The organism is Radiobacillus kanasensis (assembly GCF_021049245.1).
In the GTDB taxonomy this organism is placed as follows: Bacteria; Bacillota; Bacilli; order Bacillales; family Amphibacillaceae; genus Radiobacillus; species Radiobacillus kanasensis.
In genome coordinates, this window is the sequence record NZ_CP088020.1 from 1,988,453 (window position 1) to 2,006,751 (window position 18,299).

Annotated in this window: 20 protein-coding genes; 1 reads left to right on the forward strand and 19 read right to left on the reverse strand. The window is 39.4% G+C overall.

The genetic code is table 11. The annotated features are described in order from the left end of the window. Positions 1–12: 12 nt before the first annotated feature. The 9 genes from aroH to KO561_RS10365 form a co-directional block, all read right to left on the reverse strand. The gene (aroH, locus tag KO561_RS10325) at positions 13–375 is read right to left on the reverse strand and encodes a chorismate mutase (protein ID WP_231093134.1); all 363 of its coding nucleotides are present in this window, start codon (positions 373–375) and stop codon (positions 13–15) included. Next, positions 368–1,456, reverse strand: a complete 1,089-nt coding sequence (gene aroB / locus KO561_RS10330; RefSeq protein WP_231093135.1) for a 3-dehydroquinate synthase — start codon at positions 1,454–1,456, stop codon at positions 368–370. The genes aroH and aroB overlap by 8 nt, the downstream gene beginning before the upstream one ends. Next, a complete protein-coding gene (gene aroC, locus KO561_RS10335; RefSeq protein ID WP_231093136.1) occupies positions 1,456–2,622 on the reverse strand; it encodes a chorismate synthase in 1,167 nt (388 codons plus the stop codon). Before aroC ends, aroB begins: the two co-directional genes overlap by 1 nt. Before the next feature lie 201 nt (positions 2,623–2,823). Then, positions 2,824–3,594, reverse strand: coding sequence for a CheR family methyltransferase (locus KO561_RS10340; protein ID WP_231093137.1), 771 nt, complete (start codon positions 3,592–3,594; stop codon positions 2,824–2,826). Between the two features lie 86 nt (positions 3,595–3,680). Next, a complete protein-coding gene (gene ndk, locus KO561_RS10345) occupies positions 3,681–4,127 on the reverse strand; it encodes a nucleoside-diphosphate kinase (protein ID WP_231093138.1) in 447 nt (148 codons plus the stop codon). Positions 4,128–4,217: 90 nt separating this feature from the next. Then, positions 4,218–5,189 (reverse strand): heptaprenyl diphosphate synthase component II, encoded by a 972-nt coding sequence (gene hepT, locus KO561_RS10350; protein WP_231093139.1) that lies wholly within the window; start codon positions 5,187–5,189, stop codon positions 4,218–4,220. A 28-nt stretch (positions 5,190–5,217) separates the two neighbouring features. Further along, on the reverse strand, positions 5,218–5,928 hold the full coding sequence (gene menG / locus KO561_RS10355; RefSeq protein ID WP_231093140.1) for a demethylmenaquinone methyltransferase: 711 nt from the start codon (positions 5,926–5,928) through the stop codon (positions 5,218–5,220). Between the two features lie 3 nt (positions 5,929–5,931). Then, positions 5,932–6,738, reverse strand: coding sequence for a heptaprenyl diphosphate synthase component 1 (locus tag KO561_RS10360; protein ID WP_231093141.1), 807 nt, complete (start codon positions 6,736–6,738; stop codon positions 5,932–5,934). A 163-nt stretch (positions 6,739–6,901) separates the two neighbouring features. Next, positions 6,902–7,174, reverse strand: a complete 273-nt coding sequence (locus KO561_RS10365; protein WP_143894068.1) for an HU family DNA-binding protein — start codon at positions 7,172–7,174, stop codon at positions 6,902–6,904. 507 nt (positions 7,175–7,681) lie between these two features. On the opposite strand from KO561_RS10365, the gene KO561_RS10370 reads away from it, so the two are divergent. Beyond that, positions 7,682–9,379, forward strand: coding sequence for an IS1182 family transposase (locus tag KO561_RS10370; protein ID WP_231093142.1), 1,698 nt, complete (start codon positions 7,682–7,684; stop codon positions 9,377–9,379). Here the strand turns inward: KO561_RS10370 and spoIVA are convergent. The 10 genes from spoIVA to rpsA all read right to left on the reverse strand — a co-directional run bounded on the left by spoIVA (position 9,359) and on the right by rpsA (position 18,296). Continuing rightward, entirely contained in the window at positions 9,359–10,837 is a 1,479-nt protein-coding gene (gene spoIVA / locus KO561_RS10375; protein WP_231093143.1) for a stage IV sporulation protein A, read from the reverse strand. The two genes, KO561_RS10370 and spoIVA, sit on opposite strands and share 21 nt — an antisense overlap. 286 nt (positions 10,838–11,123) lie before the next feature. Beyond that, positions 11,124–11,849 (reverse strand): hypothetical protein, encoded by a 726-nt coding sequence (locus tag KO561_RS10380; RefSeq protein ID WP_231093144.1) that lies wholly within the window; start codon positions 11,847–11,849, stop codon positions 11,124–11,126. A 17-nt stretch (positions 11,850–11,866) separates the two neighbouring features. After that, positions 11,867–12,064: a DUF2768 domain-containing protein gene (locus KO561_RS10385; RefSeq protein WP_231093145.1), complete on the reverse strand. Its 198-nt coding sequence runs from the start codon at positions 12,062–12,064 to the stop codon at positions 11,867–11,869. Between the two features lie 235 nt (positions 12,065–12,299). Continuing rightward, positions 12,300–12,560 (reverse strand): stage VI sporulation protein F, encoded by a 261-nt coding sequence (locus KO561_RS10390; protein ID WP_231093146.1) that lies wholly within the window; start codon positions 12,558–12,560, stop codon positions 12,300–12,302. A gap of 62 nt (positions 12,561–12,622) precedes the next feature. After that, positions 12,623–13,663: an NAD(P)H-dependent glycerol-3-phosphate dehydrogenase gene (locus tag KO561_RS10395; protein WP_231093147.1), complete on the reverse strand. Its 1,041-nt coding sequence runs from the start codon at positions 13,661–13,663 to the stop codon at positions 12,623–12,625. Positions 13,664–13,673: 10 nt separating this feature from the next. Next, a complete protein-coding gene (der, locus tag KO561_RS10400) occupies positions 13,674–14,984 on the reverse strand; it encodes a ribosome biogenesis GTPase Der (RefSeq protein WP_231093148.1) in 1,311 nt (436 codons plus the stop codon). A gap of 294 nt (positions 14,985–15,278) precedes the next feature. Further along, positions 15,279–15,464: a capping complex subunit for YIEGIA gene (locus KO561_RS10405; RefSeq protein ID WP_231093149.1), complete on the reverse strand. Its 186-nt coding sequence runs from the start codon at positions 15,462–15,464 to the stop codon at positions 15,279–15,281. Beyond that, positions 15,409–16,356 carry a YIEGIA family protein gene (locus KO561_RS10410; protein WP_231093150.1) on the reverse strand — a complete coding sequence of 316 codons (948 nt, stop codon included), beginning with the start codon at positions 16,354–16,356 and terminating at the stop codon, positions 15,409–15,411. Before KO561_RS10410 ends, KO561_RS10405 begins: the two co-directional genes overlap by 56 nt. After that, entirely contained in the window at positions 16,353–16,955 is a 603-nt protein-coding gene (locus KO561_RS10415) for a YphA family membrane protein (RefSeq protein WP_231093151.1), read from the reverse strand. The genes KO561_RS10410 and KO561_RS10415 overlap by 4 nt, the downstream gene beginning before the upstream one ends. Before the next feature lie 201 nt (positions 16,956–17,156). Then, a complete protein-coding gene (gene rpsA, locus KO561_RS10420; protein WP_231097094.1) occupies positions 17,157–18,296 on the reverse strand; it encodes a 30S ribosomal protein S1 in 1,140 nt (379 codons plus the stop codon). Positions 18,297–18,299 lie beyond the last annotated feature (3 nt).

The window sequence follows — 18,299 nt, forward strand, 5'->3', positions numbered from 1 at the left end:
ACGTTCTCCTTCCTAACGCAATAAATCAGGACGCAATTTCTTTGCATCATGATGGTATATATGTTCTATATCTTTTTGTTCTATCGTTGTATTAACTGTAATCATGACGCGGATGCATTTTTCCAAGCTACCTGGTACATCGATTTCCTGCATACACATGACAGGTACATAGGTCCATCCATCGAGTAATCGGAGTGCCTTTGCGGGAAAGGAAGCTGTAATATCAGATGTAACGCTAATCAGAACAGATGCTATGTCTTCCGGATTGATCTGGTTCTTTATCGTCATCTCCTCGACTAGAGCTCTTGTATGTTCTATAATTTGGTCCGCTTCATTTTGAAGCACTGTCGTTGCTCCTCTTACACCTCTAATCATTTTGTTGCACCAACTCTCCCAAGAAGTCTTCCAAATCACGACACAGGGAACCCTCATCCATTTTCTGAATGATAGGCTCACCTATTTGTTTTAATAACACCATTTGGACATGATTATCTCTTGATTTCTTATCTTTTTTCATTTTTTCAAGCAAAGAAGCTACCTTGACATCAGGTAGTGATAGTGGATAATTATTGTGTTTTAACCATTGCAAAAGCTCCTGATAAGATAGCTTAACCTCAAACGTTTTTTCACTTACCTTTAGTGCAAACAACATGCCGACTGCAACGGCTTCTCCATGGGTCCACACTCCGTATCCAAGTTCTGATTCTAGAGCATGACCTAGTGTATGACCTAAGTTTAAAAACATTCGATGATGGGATTCTCTCTCATCTTTTTCCACAACTTCTGCTTTCACTTGAATACCTTGGAGAAGATGTTCCTTAAGGGTTTGTTGAGACAATGGTTTGTTTAAATCTGTACGAATCACATCTGTCAAAAATGCTGAATCACGCAAGAATCCGTGTTTAACAACTTCTGCATAGCCAGATCGCACTTCTCGTTGCGGAAGTGATGTAAGTGTTTCTACGTCATAAATCACGGCCACTGGTGGGTAGAAACTTCCAATCAGGTTTTTTCCGTAGGCATGATTAATCCCTACTTTCCCACCAACACTGCTGTCATGAGCTAAAATCGTTGTAGGCATTTGAACAAAATCAATTCCTCTCATAAAGGTGGAAGCAAAGAAACCTACAAGATCACCTATAACTCCTCCACCTAACGCAATGACGAGGCTATGACGATTAAGGCCTTTTTCTAATGCGTCCGTAATTAGCTGATAATATTGGTCGATATTTTTGGATGCTTCTCCATTGGGAACCACATAGGACTCCACTTGCTGGAAAGATGGAAAATTAGCCTTTACATCCTCCATATATAAATCTGCTACTTTTTGGTCAGAAACAATATATATGCTTTCATAGGATTTTGGCAAATAACTAGAGATTTTCTTCCTAATTCCTGCCCCAACCGTTACAACATAGTTACCTGAACTTGTTTGAACAGTTAATGATGATTCCATTAGAATTTTCGAACCTCTTCACGGTATTCCTCTATGGCTTTCTTTAATTTCGGAAATTGATCATTCGGGAATTGTTCTAGAATCGCTTTCGCAACTTCAAAGGCTACTACGTGCTCCATAACAACAGCAGCTGCTGGTACAGCACAAGAATCCGACCTTTCGATACTTGCATTAAAGGCTTCCTTAGATTCAATATCTACACTTTGTAATGGTTTATATAAAGTCGGAATTGGTTTCATAACGCCTTTCACTACGATAGGCATTCCAGTTGTCATACCGCCTTCAAACCCACCTAAACGATTCGTCTTCCGGTAATAGCCCTCTTCCTCGTTCCAACCAATCTCGTCATGTACTTGACTTCCATTTAAGCGGGCTGCTTCAAAACCGATCCCAAATTCAACACCTTTAAAAGCATTAATGCTAGCAACTGCTCCAGCGATACGCCCGTCTAATTTGCGGTCATAATGAACATACGATCCGATTCCAGCTGGCATTCCTTCGATGTACACCTCTGCCACTCCACCTATGGAATCGCCATCCTTCTTCGCTTTGTCAATCGCATCCATCATCTTTTGGCCAGCTTGTTCGTCTAAACAACGGACAGGGGATTCCTCTGAAATACGAATACGATCTTCTATGGAAAGATTAGGCTTCGTTTCCGCTTTTATGCCAGCAATCTCATTCACATAGCCAACAATTCGAATGCCTAAATGCTTCAATAACGTTTTCGCAACAGCCCCAGCAGCAACCCTAGCAGCCGTTTCACGAGCAGAAGAACGTTCTAGTATATTTCGAATATCTCGGTGACCATATTTAATTGCACCATTTAAGTCTGCATGACCAGGTCTTGGTCTTGTCACGACTCTTCGGATAGATTCTCCCTCAGGAAAAGGATCTTCTCCCATAATATCTTCCCAATGTTTAAAATCATCGTTATGTATAACCATGGCAATCGGGGAACCTAGTGTATATCCATGCCTTACCCCACCAGCCATATCTACTAAATCCTTTTCAATTTGCATTCTCTTTCCTCTACCGTGTCCCTTTTGACGTCTTAACAGAGATTCGTTAATATCCTCTTTGGTTATTGGCATGAGAGAAGGAATTCCTTCTACAATTGTGGTTAGTTGTTTCCCATGTGACTCTCCAGCTGTTAAGTAGCGCATGTTTGTACCCCCATTAATATCTAATTTTGTACTACTATATCATACCTTTTCCTTTCTGTGTGAGCGGAAATGACTGAAAAATTCACTTTTTAGATTTTTTGCACAATTATGACGATTATACAACATAATGAAAGCATTTACATAAATCAGAGCCAAATAAAGAAGAAATCCCAGCAAAGTGAGATTTCTTAGAATAGATCATTATCCTTTCTGGTAGAAAAAAGAATCTAATATTTGGAATTGATATTGACTAGGGTTGAAGATTTGCTCCGTGCTTCCGACGAATAGCACACCACCTGGTCTTAGCGATTGACTAAATTTCCTGTATATTTCATCCTTCGCTTCCTCTGTAAAGTAAATCATCACATTACGGCAAACAATTAAGTCATAGTCTTTATCATAGTTGTCCGATAATAGATTGTGTTTTTTGAATGTCACACATCGTTTAATAGAATCATCAATTTTGTAGGTTGTGCCATCCTTCGTAAAATATTTTTGCTTAATTGTGTCTGGTATTTCCTGTAAAGAGCGTTCTGGATATAGTCCAACTTGTGCTCGTTTCATGACGTTTTCATCTAAATCTGTTGCTGATACTTTTATATCCTTTAAGTCCATGAACTGATTTAATATCATAGCAATGGTGTAGGGTTCTTCCCCTGTCGAGCATGCAGCGCTCCACACTTTTAATGTTTTCTTGTTTTTTAGTAACAGAGGTAATACTTTTTTTTGTAGGGTATCCCATCTACTAAAATTCCGATAAAACTCTGTAACATTAATCGTCACACGGTCCAAAAATTCCATCAGCGCATCTTGGTCGCTATTTAGTAGTTTAAAATAGCTCGTAAAATCCTTACACTCTTTTTTATCCCGTAATGCCGTTAATCTACGCTTCATTTGTACTTCTTTGTATAAGCTTAAATCTATTCCTGTTTTTCGTTTGATCTGTGCTGTGAACTCTAAGTAGTCATTCATGGCTCTTTCTCCTCTACCATTTATATTTACATCATAACCGAGAATGTCCAAAAGAAAAAGCCCCAATGATTGGGGCTTTTTCATATTTAATAAATCCACTGTTTGTTATCTTTTGTATATTCGATTAACTCTCCCTCAGAGAAGAAAAGTCCAATTTCTCTTTCTGCACTTTCTGGTGCATCGGATCCGTGGATTACATTTTTTCCTACTGTTAAACCGTAGTCCCCACGAATGGTTCCTGGCAATGCTTCCTGAGGATTTGTTTTACCCATCATTTGACGAGCCGTTGCAATAACATTATCCCCTTCCCATACCATAGCAAATACAGGGCCAGATGTAATAAAGCTTACAAGCTCAGGAAAGAATGGTTTACCGTTGTGCTCTCCATAATGCTCTTCCGCTAATTCCTTTGTAATTTGCATAAGCTTTGCACCCGCAAGTTTAAAGCCTTTTTTTTCAAATCGAGAAACTATATCTCCTACTAAATCTCTTTGAACTCCATCGGGTTTCACCATTAAAAATGTCTTTTCCATCGTTACACCTCTTCGTTATTATGTATTTATGAAAGCGCTATGAAACTACCCTAATAGATTCTAACAAAGAATAGAAATTCTGACAACGTCTTAGTTCTTCCGTTTTCCAATGTATTTGGCAATTGTCGTCAAGGAGTGTTTTGCTCTTGTATTTGGAAGAACTTCTAATGCTTCATAAGCTTTGTTTAAATACTTTTCACTAATGGCATACGCTCGATCAATCGCATTACTCTTTTTAATATGCTCCACAAATGGTTGAATATCTGCTGGATCGATTTTTTCTTCGGCAGCTAATGTTTGGCGAAGGGCATCTTTGAAGTCCGAATCTTCCATCGCATAGAAGACAGGTAATGTTATATTACCTTGTAACAAGTCACCACCTGCTGGTTTACCTAATTCGGATGACGAAGAGGTGAAATCTAGTATGTCATCAATAATTTGGTAGGACATTCCAACATAGTAGCCATATTGCATTAATGCCTGCTCATATTCTTTGGGTGCACCAGAAGCTATCGCCCCAAGCTGACTACTAGAAGAGATAAGTAACGCGGTTTTCCGCTTAATTCTTCGCAAATAGTTACGAATAGATTGATCCAGGTTATATTTTTCTTCCATTTGCTTAAGCTCCCCAATACAGAGCTCAACAATAGTTTCCGAAAGAATACGATGGGCTCTTGGGTTATCAATATCTGTTAAGTACTCTAAGGACCTAGCAAATATATAGTCTCCCGTGTACATGGCAATTCGATTATCCCATTTCGCCTTTACTGTTGGTTTCCCTCTTCGTAATTCCGCTTCATCAATCACATCATCATGAACTAAAGAGGCCATGTGGATCAACTCCAAGGAAACAGCTACCGTTTTTAATCGATCAAATTGGTAGTCTCCAAAAGATCCCGCAAGCAAAACAAAAACAGGACGAATTCGTTTTCCTCCTGCTTTTAATAATTGCTGCGAAGCTTCTCTCAAAATGGGATCCTTAGCATGGATGGTTTCATTTAATGTTTTTTCAATTTGGTTTAGCTCCGTTTTTAAATACGAATAGGCAGCTGCTAGTTTCATGACGTCACCTTTTTACTAATAGAATTTCTTATTCAGATGGTTTCGTTCCAGCGTGCATAGCCGCTACACCACCTGTGTAACTCTTTATCGTTACTTGCGTTAAACCTACTTCCTTAAACATATCCTTTAATTGTTCTTTTCCAGGGAAATCCTTAGCTGATTCATGGAGCCATGCATACTCATCATAGCTCTTTGCCAGTAAGCGACCGAAAAGTGGCATCACATGTTTAAAATAAAAATAGTAAAGTTGACGAAAAAGAGGCATTGTGGGTTGCGATGTTTCTAGACAAACAACCATTCCTCCAGGCTTTACGACCCGATTCATCTCCGATAACACTTGTTTATAATCGGGAACATTACGAAGTCCAAAACCAATTGTTACATAATCGAATGTATGATCCTCAAATGGAAGCTCCATGGCATTCCCATGAACAAACTCCAAATGTTCGATTTGCAAGTTTTCATTTTTTTCTTTCGCGATTGATAGCATGTTTTGGCTAAAATCCAATCCGATTACTTTCCCAGTGGAACCTACAGCTTGAGCAAGGGAAAAGGACCAATCTCCTGTACCACAACATACATCTAAAGCAGAGTCCCCATGCTGAACACCCATTCTTTTCATGACGTCTTTTCTCCACGCTTTGTGTCTTTGAAAAGAAATTACCGAGTTCATAAAATCATAACGATCATAAATTTTTTCAAACACTCCGTGAACTCGTTCTTCCTTTGATTGTGCCATCTTTTACCCTTCTTCCACTACTTTTGTGTTTTTCCGGCTGTAATCGTAAATCAGTGCATGTACATAAGATGTTAATTGATTAAATTGAAACGGAAGCTGATTGACAGCTGTTTCCATTTTTTGCACACACTTTTGAATAGTACCTTCCACAAGCTGAATAGCTTGTTTACTTGGATTATTTGATAATTCATGTCCTGTCAATACATGAATCAATTCGGATTGTCCGGATTTTAAGAAATGCTGTTTTTCTTTGGTTAGCCTCCTCATAAGAAGCCACTCTCCAGAAAGTGCATTAATCTCCGTACCTTGAATATGTTCTGCTACTCGTTGAATTAACAAGGATTCAATTTGTTTAACTACTCGCATCCAATCCTGGATAGAGTCCGGTTTATTGTAATATGCCGACATTTTCAACTCATTAATCTCTTTGATAGCAGAAGCCAGAACGTGAATCATGTCGACATCGTCTAATTTACTAAGTAAGAAATAATATAAACCACTATAATAATCCCCAGCAAGGACTGTGAGCTGTCGTTCTACCTTATGTTGGACAGATTCTTTTTCCATAGACTGATTGGTCACCAAATCATGAGTGTCTAACGCAACTTGAACCAACATCGTAGTAATAATATAGTGATCCTTTTTGGATTCAGATAAATCTGTAGTGTTCATTAAGGAGGTTAAAATCATTAATTTGTCATTATCTATGAAAGGCTTTGGAATATACCTTTCTAAATAGGGGTGGCTAATTTGTTTCTCAATGGCTGATTTTATTCGTCTAAGTTGTAACTCTAGTGAAATGGAATCCATACAATAAGCCCTCCATAGTAAACCTTTCGATAACGTATCAACAATTATTATAACATAAGTCCTTTACATTCGCTTCATAGGTGTTTCTCAAATTAAAGTTTATGTATTTGTTTCTTACCAAATAAAAAAAGGGTGCAAATTGCACCCTTTGCCCATATGTAAATTATTTTACAGTATCTTTTAGGGCTTTACCCGGTTTGAAAGCTGGTACTTTGCTTGCAGGGATTTCGATTTCATCACCTGTTTGTGGGTTACGACCTTTACGTGCCGCACGCTCACGTACTTCAAAGTTACCAAAACCGATTAATTGTACCTTGTCTCCAGCTTTAAGTGAATCCATGATAGATTCAAAAACTGCATCAACAGCTTTTGTAGCGTCTTTTTTAGAAAGCTCGCTTTTCTCAGCAACTGCATTGATTAGATCAGTTTTATTCATGACATTCACCTCCTCCCAATACCTGTATACGATTCGTTTGAACAATAAGTAGTGATTCTACCATTTGTTCACCATTTTTTACTTTTTTATACCTTCGTCATCAAATATTTGGTGACAAGGCTTATATTAAACGAGTTTTCGGGGAAATTCAACATAAATTAACAAGTTTAGCTAAAAATTGTTCAATTTTCCTAAGTCCTAACTCGTCTATTGATTTGCATGTTATCATAGATAAGAATGTTATGCAAGAGCTTCTAACACTTGTCAGACAAAGGATTGAGCAGTTTTTAGTGAGCCATCTGAAGTACTTTACTAATTTCATAGAAGAATTTATAAAAAAATAAAAGAGGCTGGGACAAAACCCAGTAACTAAAAAGAGTGGCACCCACACCATAAACCAGTGAGTGTCACTCTTTTTTTAATAAAATCCCAAAAAAATGTACGCAAAAAGGATACCTTCTGATAATGTTAAAGTTACCACACCCAAACAGAATCGGAGGTATCCTTATGTTTAAACAGTATAACATGAATCAAGTCATTTTGCCGCTAGATTTGGAAATCAAACTTCAGAAAAACGATATCGCCTATGCCGTCCATGATGTCGTGGAAGCTATTCCAGATGAGGCATTCACTGGATTTCTGCGTGAAACGGGATGTCCGGCTTATCATCCGCGCATGATGATGAAAGTGGTTTTATGTGCTTATACGCAGTCGGTGTTCTCTGGCAGAAAGATCGAGGGATTACTGAAAGACAGTGTCCGGATGATGTGGCTGGCCCAGGGGTATGAACCAAGTTACCGGACAATTAACCGTTTCCGTGTCCATCCGGAGGTAAAGGAACTATTGCGTCAGTGCTTTGTCCAATTCCGTTGTCAGCTTGTCCGAGAAAACGTCATCGAGGAAGAAGCCATTTTTATGGACGGAACGAAAATCGAAGCGAATGCCAACAAGTTTACGTTTGTCTGGCGCAAAGCGACGGAAAAGTACAGTTCCCGTTTAGTGGAAAAGTCTAACCGGATGTATGAAGAACTGTTGGAGAAAGAAATCATTCCGGAAATAGAACGGGAAAGTATGGAGGAACTATCCAGCCAAGAACTCGAAAAAGTGGTGGAAAAGCTGGAGGAGACGGTTGGTGAATATGATAAAAAGATAGAAGCAAGTGAAGACGTAAGCGAACGGAAACAGCTTCGTTCTGAGCGCAAAACCCCTAAACAATACGGCAAGCAATTCAAGGATTTTGTGGTGCGCAAACAAAAATACCAACACGATATGGCCATCTTCGGAGAGCGCAACAGTTATTCGAAAACGGATCACGATGCCACCTTCATGCGCATGAAGGATGATTACATGAAAAACGGCCAGCTCAAAGCCGGGTATAACGTGCAACTTGCGACAGAAGGACAGTATGCGCTCGCTTATGACGTGTTTCCGAATCCAACGGATACGCGTACCTTCACACCTTTCCTGGATAACATTGAGGAACACTTCTTTGACCTACCCAACTATATTGTCGCGGATGCCGGCTATGGGAGTGAACAAAATTACGAAGACGTCATCGAAAATCGGAAACGCACGCCATTGATTACGTATAACCAATACCGGAAAGAAAAGAAAAAGAAATATAAGCAGGATGCCTTTAACGTAGCCAATTGGCATTACGATGAGATCGAAGATGCGTTTACGTGTCCAAACGATAAAAAATTAACATTCCGCTATCTATCCAATCGAACAGACCGATATGGTTATACAAGAACATATAACGTCTATGAGTGTGAGGACTGTTTCGGTTGTCCGTTACGTTCGCAATGTACGAAAGCGAAGGAAGGAAACAATCGAAAGATCTATTATAATGAAAAGTGGGAAAACCAAAAAGCATATACGAGACAGCAGCTTTCGGAAAAAGAAACGGGGAAAATCTATGGCAAACGCAAAATAGATGTAGAACCCGTCTTCGGATTTCTGAAGGCTAATTTGCGTTTCACCCGTATGTCGGTGAGAGGTAAAGAGAAAGTAGAAAAGGAACTGGGATTTGCATTCATGGCGGTAAACTTGAGAAAGTACACGGCCATGAATGCAAATCCAACCATAGATGGTGACCATAATTCAAACCAAAATGGTTCCCATCATCGAAAACCGATGATGGGAACCATTTTTAGGTTATTCTTGGCTAGTTATGTCCCAGCCTCAAAGAATAATCGCTATTAAACCACCGGAACCTTCGTTAATAATGCGTTCCAAGGTTTCTTTCAATTTGTATCTTGCATTTTCTGGCATCAAGGATAGCTTCGCTTGAATACCCTCTCTTACGATGGAGCTTAAGGATCTTCCGAAGATGTCAGATTCCCAAATAGATAGAGGATCTTCTTCAAAGTCTTGCATTAAGTAGCGCACGAGCTCCTCACTTTGTTTTTCCGTCCCAATGATTGGGGCGAATTCAGACTCCACATCTACTTTTACCATATGAATCGATGGAGCGACAGCTTTTAGTCGTACCCCGAATCTTGAACCTTGACGGATGATTTCTGGCTCATCAAGTGCCATATCCGCTAAGGACGGGGCTGCAATACCATAGCCAGTCTGTTTCACCATTTGTAAGGCGTCAGAAACTTGATCATATTCGCGCTTCGCGTTAGCAAAGTCCTGCATAAGTTCAAGTAGATGATCTTTTCCACGAATTTCTTCTCCTACAATTTCTTTTAACACTTGATCATATAGATAATCAGGTGCTTCCAAGTCGATTTCCGCTACCCCTTCACCCATTTCCATACCGGCGAGTTGAGCGTGTTCGATATAATCGTAGGCATCGAAGTGGCCAACCACTCGGTCGACATCACGTAACCGTTTAATATCCTTAACCGTTTCTTGAATCGCGATTTGGTAGCTTTCACGTAGCCAATGATCCTCATTCAAGACCATGACCCAGCTAGGAAGGTTTACGTTTACTTCAAGCACCGGGAACTCATACAACGCTTCTCTAAGTACATTGTACACATCGTGCTCACTCATGCTTTCCGCGCTCATTGCTAGTACTGGAATATCATAGCGCTCACTAAGCTCTTGTCTTAGCTCTTCTGTGTTCTGATGATAAGGTTGTACGGAGTTAATAACCATCACAAATGGCTTACCAACTTCTCTTAGTTCCTCTACAACTCTCTCTTCAGACTCTACATAATCTTCGCGTGGGATTTCACCGATTGTACCGTCTGTCGTAACGACAACCCCTAATGTGGAATGCTCCTGAATAACCTTTCTTGTTCCGATTTCCGCAGCATCGTGGAACGGAATGGGCTCTTCATACCAAGGCGTATTGATCATTCGTGGACCGTTTTCGTCCTCGAAGCCTTGAGCACTATTTACGGTGTATCCTACACAATCCACGAGACGAATGTTTACATCTAAACCATCATCCACTTGTACGGAAACTGCTTGATTTGGTACAAATTTCGGCTCTGTTGTCATAATTGTTCTACCTGCTGCACTTTGAGGGAGTTCATCCTGAGCTCTTGCTCGATCCCCCTCATCTGGAATATTCGGTAAAACGACTTGTTCCATAAACTTTTTAATAAATGTAGACTTACCAGTCCTTACTGCTCCTACAACTCCTAAATAGATATCTCCATTTGTCCGCTTCGAGATATCTTTAAAAATATCAACTCTTTCCAAATGATCCCCTCCCGATCTACTTCGCCATAGAGCTATTACGAATCTTTGACAATACAATTCTATGACGTTGTCCTATCAAAATATGACTTGTTTATATGGAAAAGGCTAAAAAAGTTTTAATGAAGCCTCTTCATCCATATAAGCCTTGCATATCGTCATAGAATGAGTGGTTAAGCATGGAATAATTTTCATAAATACAAAAAACCCATGCCACATTATATGCGACATAGGTTTTTATATTCCTAATAAAGGCAATTGTATCGGATATCCCTAACCGAATTGTTAATTATTTCGGCAAATTAGGTGCAAATACAGGTTCCCCATCTTGTAACGTGTAAGGGATGGAATACGCTGGTACAAACGGGTAATAATCAGTTAGTAAATAGCGAATATCATCGCCCTCTTGATAATGGTGGTCCTGTTCCTCTAACACCTGATACAAGTCAGAGCGATAATCAACAGCTAATTCTCCTTCTGCACTAATTAGAATGGGGATATTGTTCCCTGAGTACGGACTAACAATAAAAGGGGCTTGCTCGAGTCCAAGCTTTTTGTAATCAATCTCATACATAAAATTCGTTACAGGTTCGCCAAATGGTGGATAGATATGTTCCGAGCGAAATGCATTGATTTTAAAATTTAATTCACGAATCGTTTCGGCGATTCTTAAATCAATAACCTTTACCGTGGGATTTTCCTCTGGTGTAATAAGCGTGTACTGATAATTACCGCCATTTTCGAATGCAGTTCCTGGAACACTTGAAATTAATGAATATTCCTTTAGCTTTGCAAAATCTAAAATATATTTTTGAAAGATTGGTGTATCCTCAGGCTTGGTGTTAATTGGTACAAGGCCTTGGGTTTGTTCCACATACTGATCTACTGCCTCTTGAACCATATCTACCTGTACGTCGTTTGGCACTTGATTTTTAGCTAGCCTATTATTCGGATACAAACATCCACTAAGCAACATTGTTGTGATTAGTAGAAAGATGACAACCGTCCTTCTCATTGCCCTTCCTCCTTTAGTTAACCGGTAGGTCCGCTGAATACTATGTAAAATATGATGATGCCCCCTACTATTAAAAATAAGTAGGCAAACAAGGTGACACCAGCAGCCCAAACACCATGGAGCTTATGTCGACTTAATAAGATAAGGCCAATGGAAATAAATAAAAAAATCATACCTGCAAAAGAGATATACATTTTTAACATGGAAGCAGACATCGGTTTTCCTCCTCCCGAAACAATAGCTTGTCCACAACTTTTAGTATTATATCACAGATTGGTTCGCTAGTGTGTGCTAGACCTAGGTTCTAATGACATAGAAAATACCGAGATGGAGGGGCAATCCCATCTCGGTTGACTAAATAAATCCCGCAGCAACTCTAAAATGAATGCTTGTGCGATTTATTGTATGCGAAGCATCTGCTACTTGCATCCTCAAATGCCTATGCTCCTCCTATTTTTTAAACAATTGACTTAATGAACCTAGATCTTTCGGAATCTGATTACTTGTAATCGCTTCTACCAATTTATCTTCTTTTTCTTTTGATACTGGCTTTCCAGCCATTGTTGCCAATTGCTTAACAAGATTACGTACAGATTTTTCATCCGATAAATCGGACTGATTGAACGATTGTGCCGCTTCCAAAATTTGATCTGTCTTTATGTTCGAATTTTGTTGGATGTGATCAAACATGTTCTTCTGGTTATCACTCATGTTGATTCCTCCTTGCCTAATTTCCATTTCAACATAGTATATGCAAGGAAGAAAAGAGCGTGTTAATTCGCGTATAAGTTTGTGAGCATAGTTGATAAGTCTTCCATCTCATGGCGTCTCCCACGAGTCATTAGTTGGTCCACAATATCACGAGGATTGGCATCTTCAAACAGAATCTGATAAATACCATTGGTGATAGGCATATCCGTATTTTGTTGCTCAGCAAATTGATGGGCGGCTTTAGTTGTGTTTACTCCTTCTACAATCATACCCATTTGATCTAACACATCCGCAAGCTGATTCCCTTTTCCTAATAAATTACCTGCTTTCCAGTTCCTACTATGAACACTTGTACATGTCACAATTAGATCTCCTACTCCTGATAACCCAATAAAGGTGAGAGGATTAGCACCCATCGATGTACCTAGTCTGGCAATCTCAGCAAGTCCTCGAGTGATTAAAGCCGCTTTTGCGTTATCGCCATAACCAAGACCGTCTGAAATTCCAGCTCCTAATGCGATAATATTTTTTAACGAGCCACCAAGCTCCACACCAATCATATCTGGACTCGTGTAAACACGGAGGTTTTCATTAATAAATAAGTCCTGTGCTTTCTCCGCTTCTTCCATACTTTTTGAAGAAACCGTCACCGTAGTCGGTTGTCTTTGTCCTACTTCTTCGGCATGACTTGGTCCGGATAACACGACGACTTCCTTGTAGAGATTAGCGTCCATTTCCTCTTCAATCATTTCTGAAACACGTTTTAGTGTATTTGGCTCGATCCCTTTCGTTCCGTGTATCAGCGTCACTTTATGATCCAAAACATCAGAAATCTGTCGGCAAACCTGACGAATTGCTTTGGTAGGAACGACTAATAAGATTGCACTTGTATCTTGTAATGCTTCCTTTAAGTCATTATGGAAACTAACATTTTTCGGTAAATGAACATTCGGTAAATAACGTTCATTTACTCGTTGTTCTCTTAACTGTTCCGCTTGCTCTTTATGATGGGTCCACAAGCGTACATCATGAGCATTATCGGCTAATACAAGGGATAGTGCAGTCCCCCAACTACCAGCCCCAATAACCGTAATTGTCGACATACTTCCCCTCCTAAGCTCTTCTTCTTGCGTATATTTTGATCGGTGTTCCTTCAAACCCAAAAGCTTCACGGATTCGGTTTTCAAGGAAGCGTTCATAGGAAAAGTGCATCAATTCTGGATCATTAACGAAAACAACAAAAGTTGGTGGTTTAACAGCTACTTGAGTTGCGTAAAGCACTTTTAATTTTTGTCCTTTTAACGTCGGTGCTGGATTCATAGCAAGCGCATCCATGATCACATCATTTAACACACTCGTCTCGACCCGTTTGGAATGATTTTCGCTTGCCTCTAAAACTTTAGGAATTAATGTATGAGTACGCTTCTTCGTTTTAGCAGACAAAAACACGATTGGTGCATAGTCCAAAAACTGAAAATGAACTCGAATCTTTTCTTCAAATTCCTTCATCGACTTTTCAGTGGTTTCAACGGTATCCCATTTGTTCACGACGATAATGACAGCTTTTCCAGCTTGATGGGCATAACCTGCGATTTTTTTATCTTGTTCAATAATGCCAGTTTCTGCATCAATGAGGGTGAGCACAACATCGGAACGTTCAATAGCACGCAAAGCACGTAATATGCTATATTTTTCAGTCGATTCATAAATTTTTCCGCGTTTACGCATCCCTGCCGTATCAATAATGACAAAGTCGCGCTCATCCTTCGTAAATGGTGTATCAACAGCGTCACGAGTTGTACCTGCAATATCACTGACAATGACTCGTTCTTGATTAAGCAATGCATTTACAAGGGAAGACTTCCCTACGTTCGGACGGCCGATTAAGCTAAAGTGAATCGTATCGTCATCTACTTCTTCTAGCTCCTGATCTGGGAAGTGCTTAATCACTTCATCTAATAAATCTCCTAATCCTAATCCATGAGTTCCAGAGATCGGAAAGGGTTCACCAAATCCTAAAGAATAAAATTCGTAGACAGATTCTCTCATGTCAGGATTGTCCACTTTATTCACGGCTAGCACAACTGGTTTATTGGATTTATATAACAGTTTGGCAACCTCTTCATCAGCGGCTGTGATCCCTTCACGTCCATTTACCATAAAGATAATGACATCCGCTTCATCTACAGCGACCTCAGCTTGCTGTCTCATTTGTACGAGAAGAGGCTCGTCGCCAATTTCAATTCCACCTGTATCAATTAGATTAAAGTTCGTATGCAACCATTCAGCCGACGAATAAATACGATCTCTTGTAACTCCCGGTACATCTTCAACAATAGAGATCCGCTCTCCAACTAACCTATTAAAAATAGTCGATTTCCCGACATTTGGTCTTCCGACTATTGCTACTACTGATTTTCTCATGAAAGGTACATCCCTTCTTTTCCACAATCTATAAGTGCTTGTCAACTTTTACATTTTAGCAAAACAGGAAATGATAAACAATCTTTTCTATCATTCCTATTCATACGTGTTCAAAAAAGGAGGATAAAAAGCACAGTCGCACATACTCTTATAAACATCCTAGGATGTAAGTATAAGTGCGACTAATGCTCAACCTCTCCTTAAGGCATGGTTTCACCATACCAAGCTTCCTTTACCGTACTTTTGAACATCCTCTATTATGGCACAAGTCGAAAAAAGGAATCAAATTTGTCTCTAATGCTTGACGATAATCTGCATATCTTCACTTAATGCGTGACTAATTCCATCTAGTATTGCTTCTAAATTTTTCGATACATTCTCCAATTCTTCTTTTGAGTCACATAGAAAAATAGGAGCCCCTCCATCAATTTTTGTTTTGTTCGTTGTGATCACGGCTAGAACTGCTTTCTCCAGTCGCATGAGGTCTCCCCTCCTTTTCACTCGCTTTAGATTCAGATGGCTTTCGAATCGCGTTTTCTAAAACAGGAACAGCTCCAATAGTAGTTATGGCTTTGTTCACATCACGATCCTCTGGCAAAACGAATACTCCGATCTTCCCACTGTCCAGATCTCTTTTAATTAATGGTACCAAGGCTGGTGTCCCGGAATCATGAAAGACACCTAAGGAAACCGACACATCGTGAAGGATAGCCTGTCTTTGACCAAAGTTTGCTATGGTAGTTCGGATATCAAAGTTTTTTGGGGTTAAAACAAATCCCATCCCATACTTCAAAATCTCTTTTTGTCTTTCAGGTAGCCCAATATTCATAATGTATATATCATCTACATACAAACCTGCACCTTCAAAATGAATGGACTTATGTTCAATTTCAACAATTTCTTTTAAATTCGAGCCACTCATGAGCTTTTTAATAACGAGGAAGCAAACGATTGATGTAATAACAGCAACCCAGACATTAAAAACTAAGTACGAAAGAGTTGCCAAAAAGGAAGTAAGAATGACCAAGTAGTTTCGTCCTTCAAACGCAACCGCAATCCCTTCAATATATGTCTTCCCCCTTGGTACCATTTCATAGGTATCCAACTCTGTTAACGTATTACGCTCCATATTTCGCACCTCACGAAACTGGGATGCTGCAATGGTTAAAAAAGTTACAGCAGTAAACTCTTTTTCCATGATAGCCGGTACAGCTACCGTCCCAAGCCCAGCTGCAATAAAGCCCAAAGAAATATGTATGACCTTGCCATGTAAATAGGTTGGGTATTGTCTATAATCCGTTCGGAGCATTAATATTCTCGATAATGTCCCAATGATAACTCCAAACAAGATGGGATACGTATATTCTGTCATGATTTCACCTCATTGTTTTGCTTTTCTAGCCATTGGATTGTGTCATTAAGTTTTCTTCTCAATTCTAAAAAGCCTTGGAGTACGAGTAAGCATCCAATCGTGACGAATGTTGCATCCAAGAACCGAAGCTCTCCTAGCGCAGCTTCCAATCCGTAACTATGAAGGATAAATGAGTGGATGAGTTCTCCAAAACTGGCGCTTAGTAACCAAATAGCTAGTTGATCTCGGATGTTATTCGTTATAAAAAATAAAACAACGGAAGCCATAGCTGGAATCAATAGGTTTCTGGAGACTAGTAACATAATTGGCATGACCTGCTCCCAAAATAAATAACCGCTATACCCTAGCCCAACTGCAATGGATACAATGGTATGCCTTAACCACCGATCTGTTTTCGTTAACAAAATAAACCCATACACAAGAAGAACCAATATAACGAGATAAATATATAACCCATCCCAGACAAAATAAACACTCGTTAGTGATATGGTAGCCAGTAAGAATACAGCATGCATAAGCCTAGTTTTTGTTTTGGGCATCAAAAAGGTAACGATTACCCATAATATCCAGCTTACCCACAAAAAAAGAAACCCTTCCATCCTGTTACCTCCTACTTATAGCATTATGCCTAAAGCAGAAGAAGTCTAAACATGAAGGAACGGTAAATTTCAGGAACAAAAGCCCGCATAGCTGAACTGGGGCAGGACGTCGCTAATGCTTCATGTTTTCTACTTAGCCAATTTTGTCATTTCAAAGCAAGAAAAAAAGACCCCTTTTGAAAGGAGTCTTTTCGTGTATTTTTATTTATACTTGTCCAACTTATCGCCAATCATATCGCCAAGTTGGAAACCAGAATGATCTTCTTCTTTTTCGTATTGTTTAATGTCTTCTTGTTGTTGATCCTCTTCTATTTCTTTAATACTTAAAGAAATTCGTTGATCAGTTGCGCTTACATCTAGTACCTTTACTTGAACAGATTGTCCAACTTCTAGTACTTCTTGTGGAGTACCAATATGACGGTTTGCGATTTGAGAAATATGAACTAGTCCTTCTACACCTGGGAACAACTCAACAAATGCTCCGAACTGTACAAGTCTTCTAACCGTACCGTCTACAATATTTCCTGGTTGAAGTTTGCTTTCTACTTCGTCCCATGGTCCAGGTTGTGTTTCTTTTAAGGATAAGGAAATACGCTCGGTGTCACGGTCTATAGAGAGTACTTTCACTTTAATAACATCACCCTCTGATACTACATCACTCGCTTTTTCCACATGTTGGTGAGAAAGCTGAGAGATATGCACTAAACCATCAATACCACCGATATCAACAAAGACACCAAAATCAGTTAATCGTTGTACTTTTCCTTCGATGACTTGTCCTTCTTCAATAGATTGAAGAAGTTCTTGCTTTTTATTAGCTTCTTCCTGCTCCGTTACCGCACGGTGAGATAGAATTACTCTATTTTGTGATTGATCTAGCTCCACTACTTTTAGAGAAATGGTTTTGTTTTTATAATCATCAAAATTTTCTACATAAAAGGACTCTACAAGAGAAGCTGGAATAAATCCGCGTAGACCAACATCTACAACTAGTCCACCTTTAACCACGTCTTTTACTTCCGCTTCGAATACTTCGCCAGACTCGAATTTCGCTTGTAAATCGTCCCAAGCCTGATCTGCATCAACTGCACGTTTTGATAAAACGATTTCTTCATCATCTACTTTTTTTACCTTTAACGTGATTTGATCTCCTTCTTTTGCAGCATCTGCACATGATTCTAAATGAAGACTAGAAAGCTCACTAATAGGAACAATCCCTTCCACTTTGTATCCGATATCAACGAGTACCTGCTTTTCTTCCACTTTAACGACCGTACCCGTTACTTGATCGCCCACAGAAAGTTCTTTAAACTGTGACACTTCTTGATTCATTTCGTCCATCAT

Bases quoted from the DNA above. Each gene is read 5' to 3' on its own strand.
- aroH (WP_231093134.1), bottom strand. From the start codon at position 375: ATGATTAGAGGTGTAAGAGGAGCAACGACAGTGCTTCAAAATGAAGCG.
- aroB (WP_231093135.1), bottom strand. From the start codon at position 1,456: ATGGAATCATCATTAACTGTTCAAACAAGTTCAGGTAACTATGTTGTA.
- aroC (WP_231093136.1), bottom strand. From the start codon at position 2,622: ATGCGCTACTTAACAGCTGGAGAGTCACATGGGAAACAACTAACCACA.
- KO561_RS10340 (WP_231093137.1), bottom strand. From the start codon at position 3,594: ATGAATGACTACTTAGAGTTCACAGCACAGATCAAACGAAAAACAGGA.
- ndk (WP_231093138.1), bottom strand. From the start codon at position 4,127: ATGGAAAAGACATTTTTAATGGTGAAACCCGATGGAGTTCAAAGAGAT.
- hepT (WP_231093139.1), bottom strand. From the start codon at position 5,189: ATGAAACTAGCAGCTGCCTATTCGTATTTAAAAACGGAGCTAAACCAA.
- menG (WP_231093140.1), bottom strand. From the start codon at position 5,928: ATGGCACAATCAAAGGAAGAACGAGTTCACGGAGTGTTTGAAAAAATT.
- KO561_RS10360 (WP_231093141.1), bottom strand. From the start codon at position 6,738: ATGGATTCCATTTCACTAGAGTTACAACTTAGACGAATAAAATCAGCC.
- KO561_RS10365 (WP_143894068.1), bottom strand. From the start codon at position 7,174: ATGAATAAAACTGATCTAATCAATGCAGTTGCTGAGAAAAGCGAGCTT.
- KO561_RS10370 (WP_231093142.1), top strand. From the start codon at position 7,682: ATGTTTAAACAGTATAACATGAATCAAGTCATTTTGCCGCTAGATTTG.
- KO561_RS10380 (WP_231093144.1), bottom strand. From the start codon at position 11,849: ATGAGAAGGACGGTTGTCATCTTTCTACTAATCACAACAATGTTGCTT.
- KO561_RS10385 (WP_231093145.1), bottom strand. From the start codon at position 12,064: ATGTCTGCTTCCATGTTAAAAATGTATATCTCTTTTGCAGGTATGATT.
- KO561_RS10390 (WP_231093146.1), bottom strand. From the start codon at position 12,560: ATGAGTGATAACCAGAAGAACATGTTTGATCACATCCAACAAAATTCG.
- KO561_RS10395 (WP_231093147.1), bottom strand. From the start codon at position 13,663: ATGTCGACAATTACGGTTATTGGGGCTGGTAGTTGGGGGACTGCACTA.
- der (WP_231093148.1), bottom strand. From the start codon at position 14,984: ATGAGAAAATCAGTAGTAGCAATAGTCGGAAGACCAAATGTCGGGAAA.
- KO561_RS10405 (WP_231093149.1), bottom strand. From the start codon at position 15,464: ATGCGACTGGAGAAAGCAGTTCTAGCCGTGATCACAACGAACAAAACA.
- KO561_RS10410 (WP_231093150.1), bottom strand. From the start codon at position 16,356: ATGACAGAATATACGTATCCCATCTTGTTTGGAGTTATCATTGGGACA.
- KO561_RS10415 (WP_231093151.1), bottom strand. From the start codon at position 16,955: ATGGAAGGGTTTCTTTTTTTGTGGGTAAGCTGGATATTATGGGTAATC.
- rpsA (WP_231097094.1), bottom strand. From the start codon at position 18,296: ATGGACGAAATGAATCAAGAAGTGTCACAGTTTAAAGAACTTTCTGTG.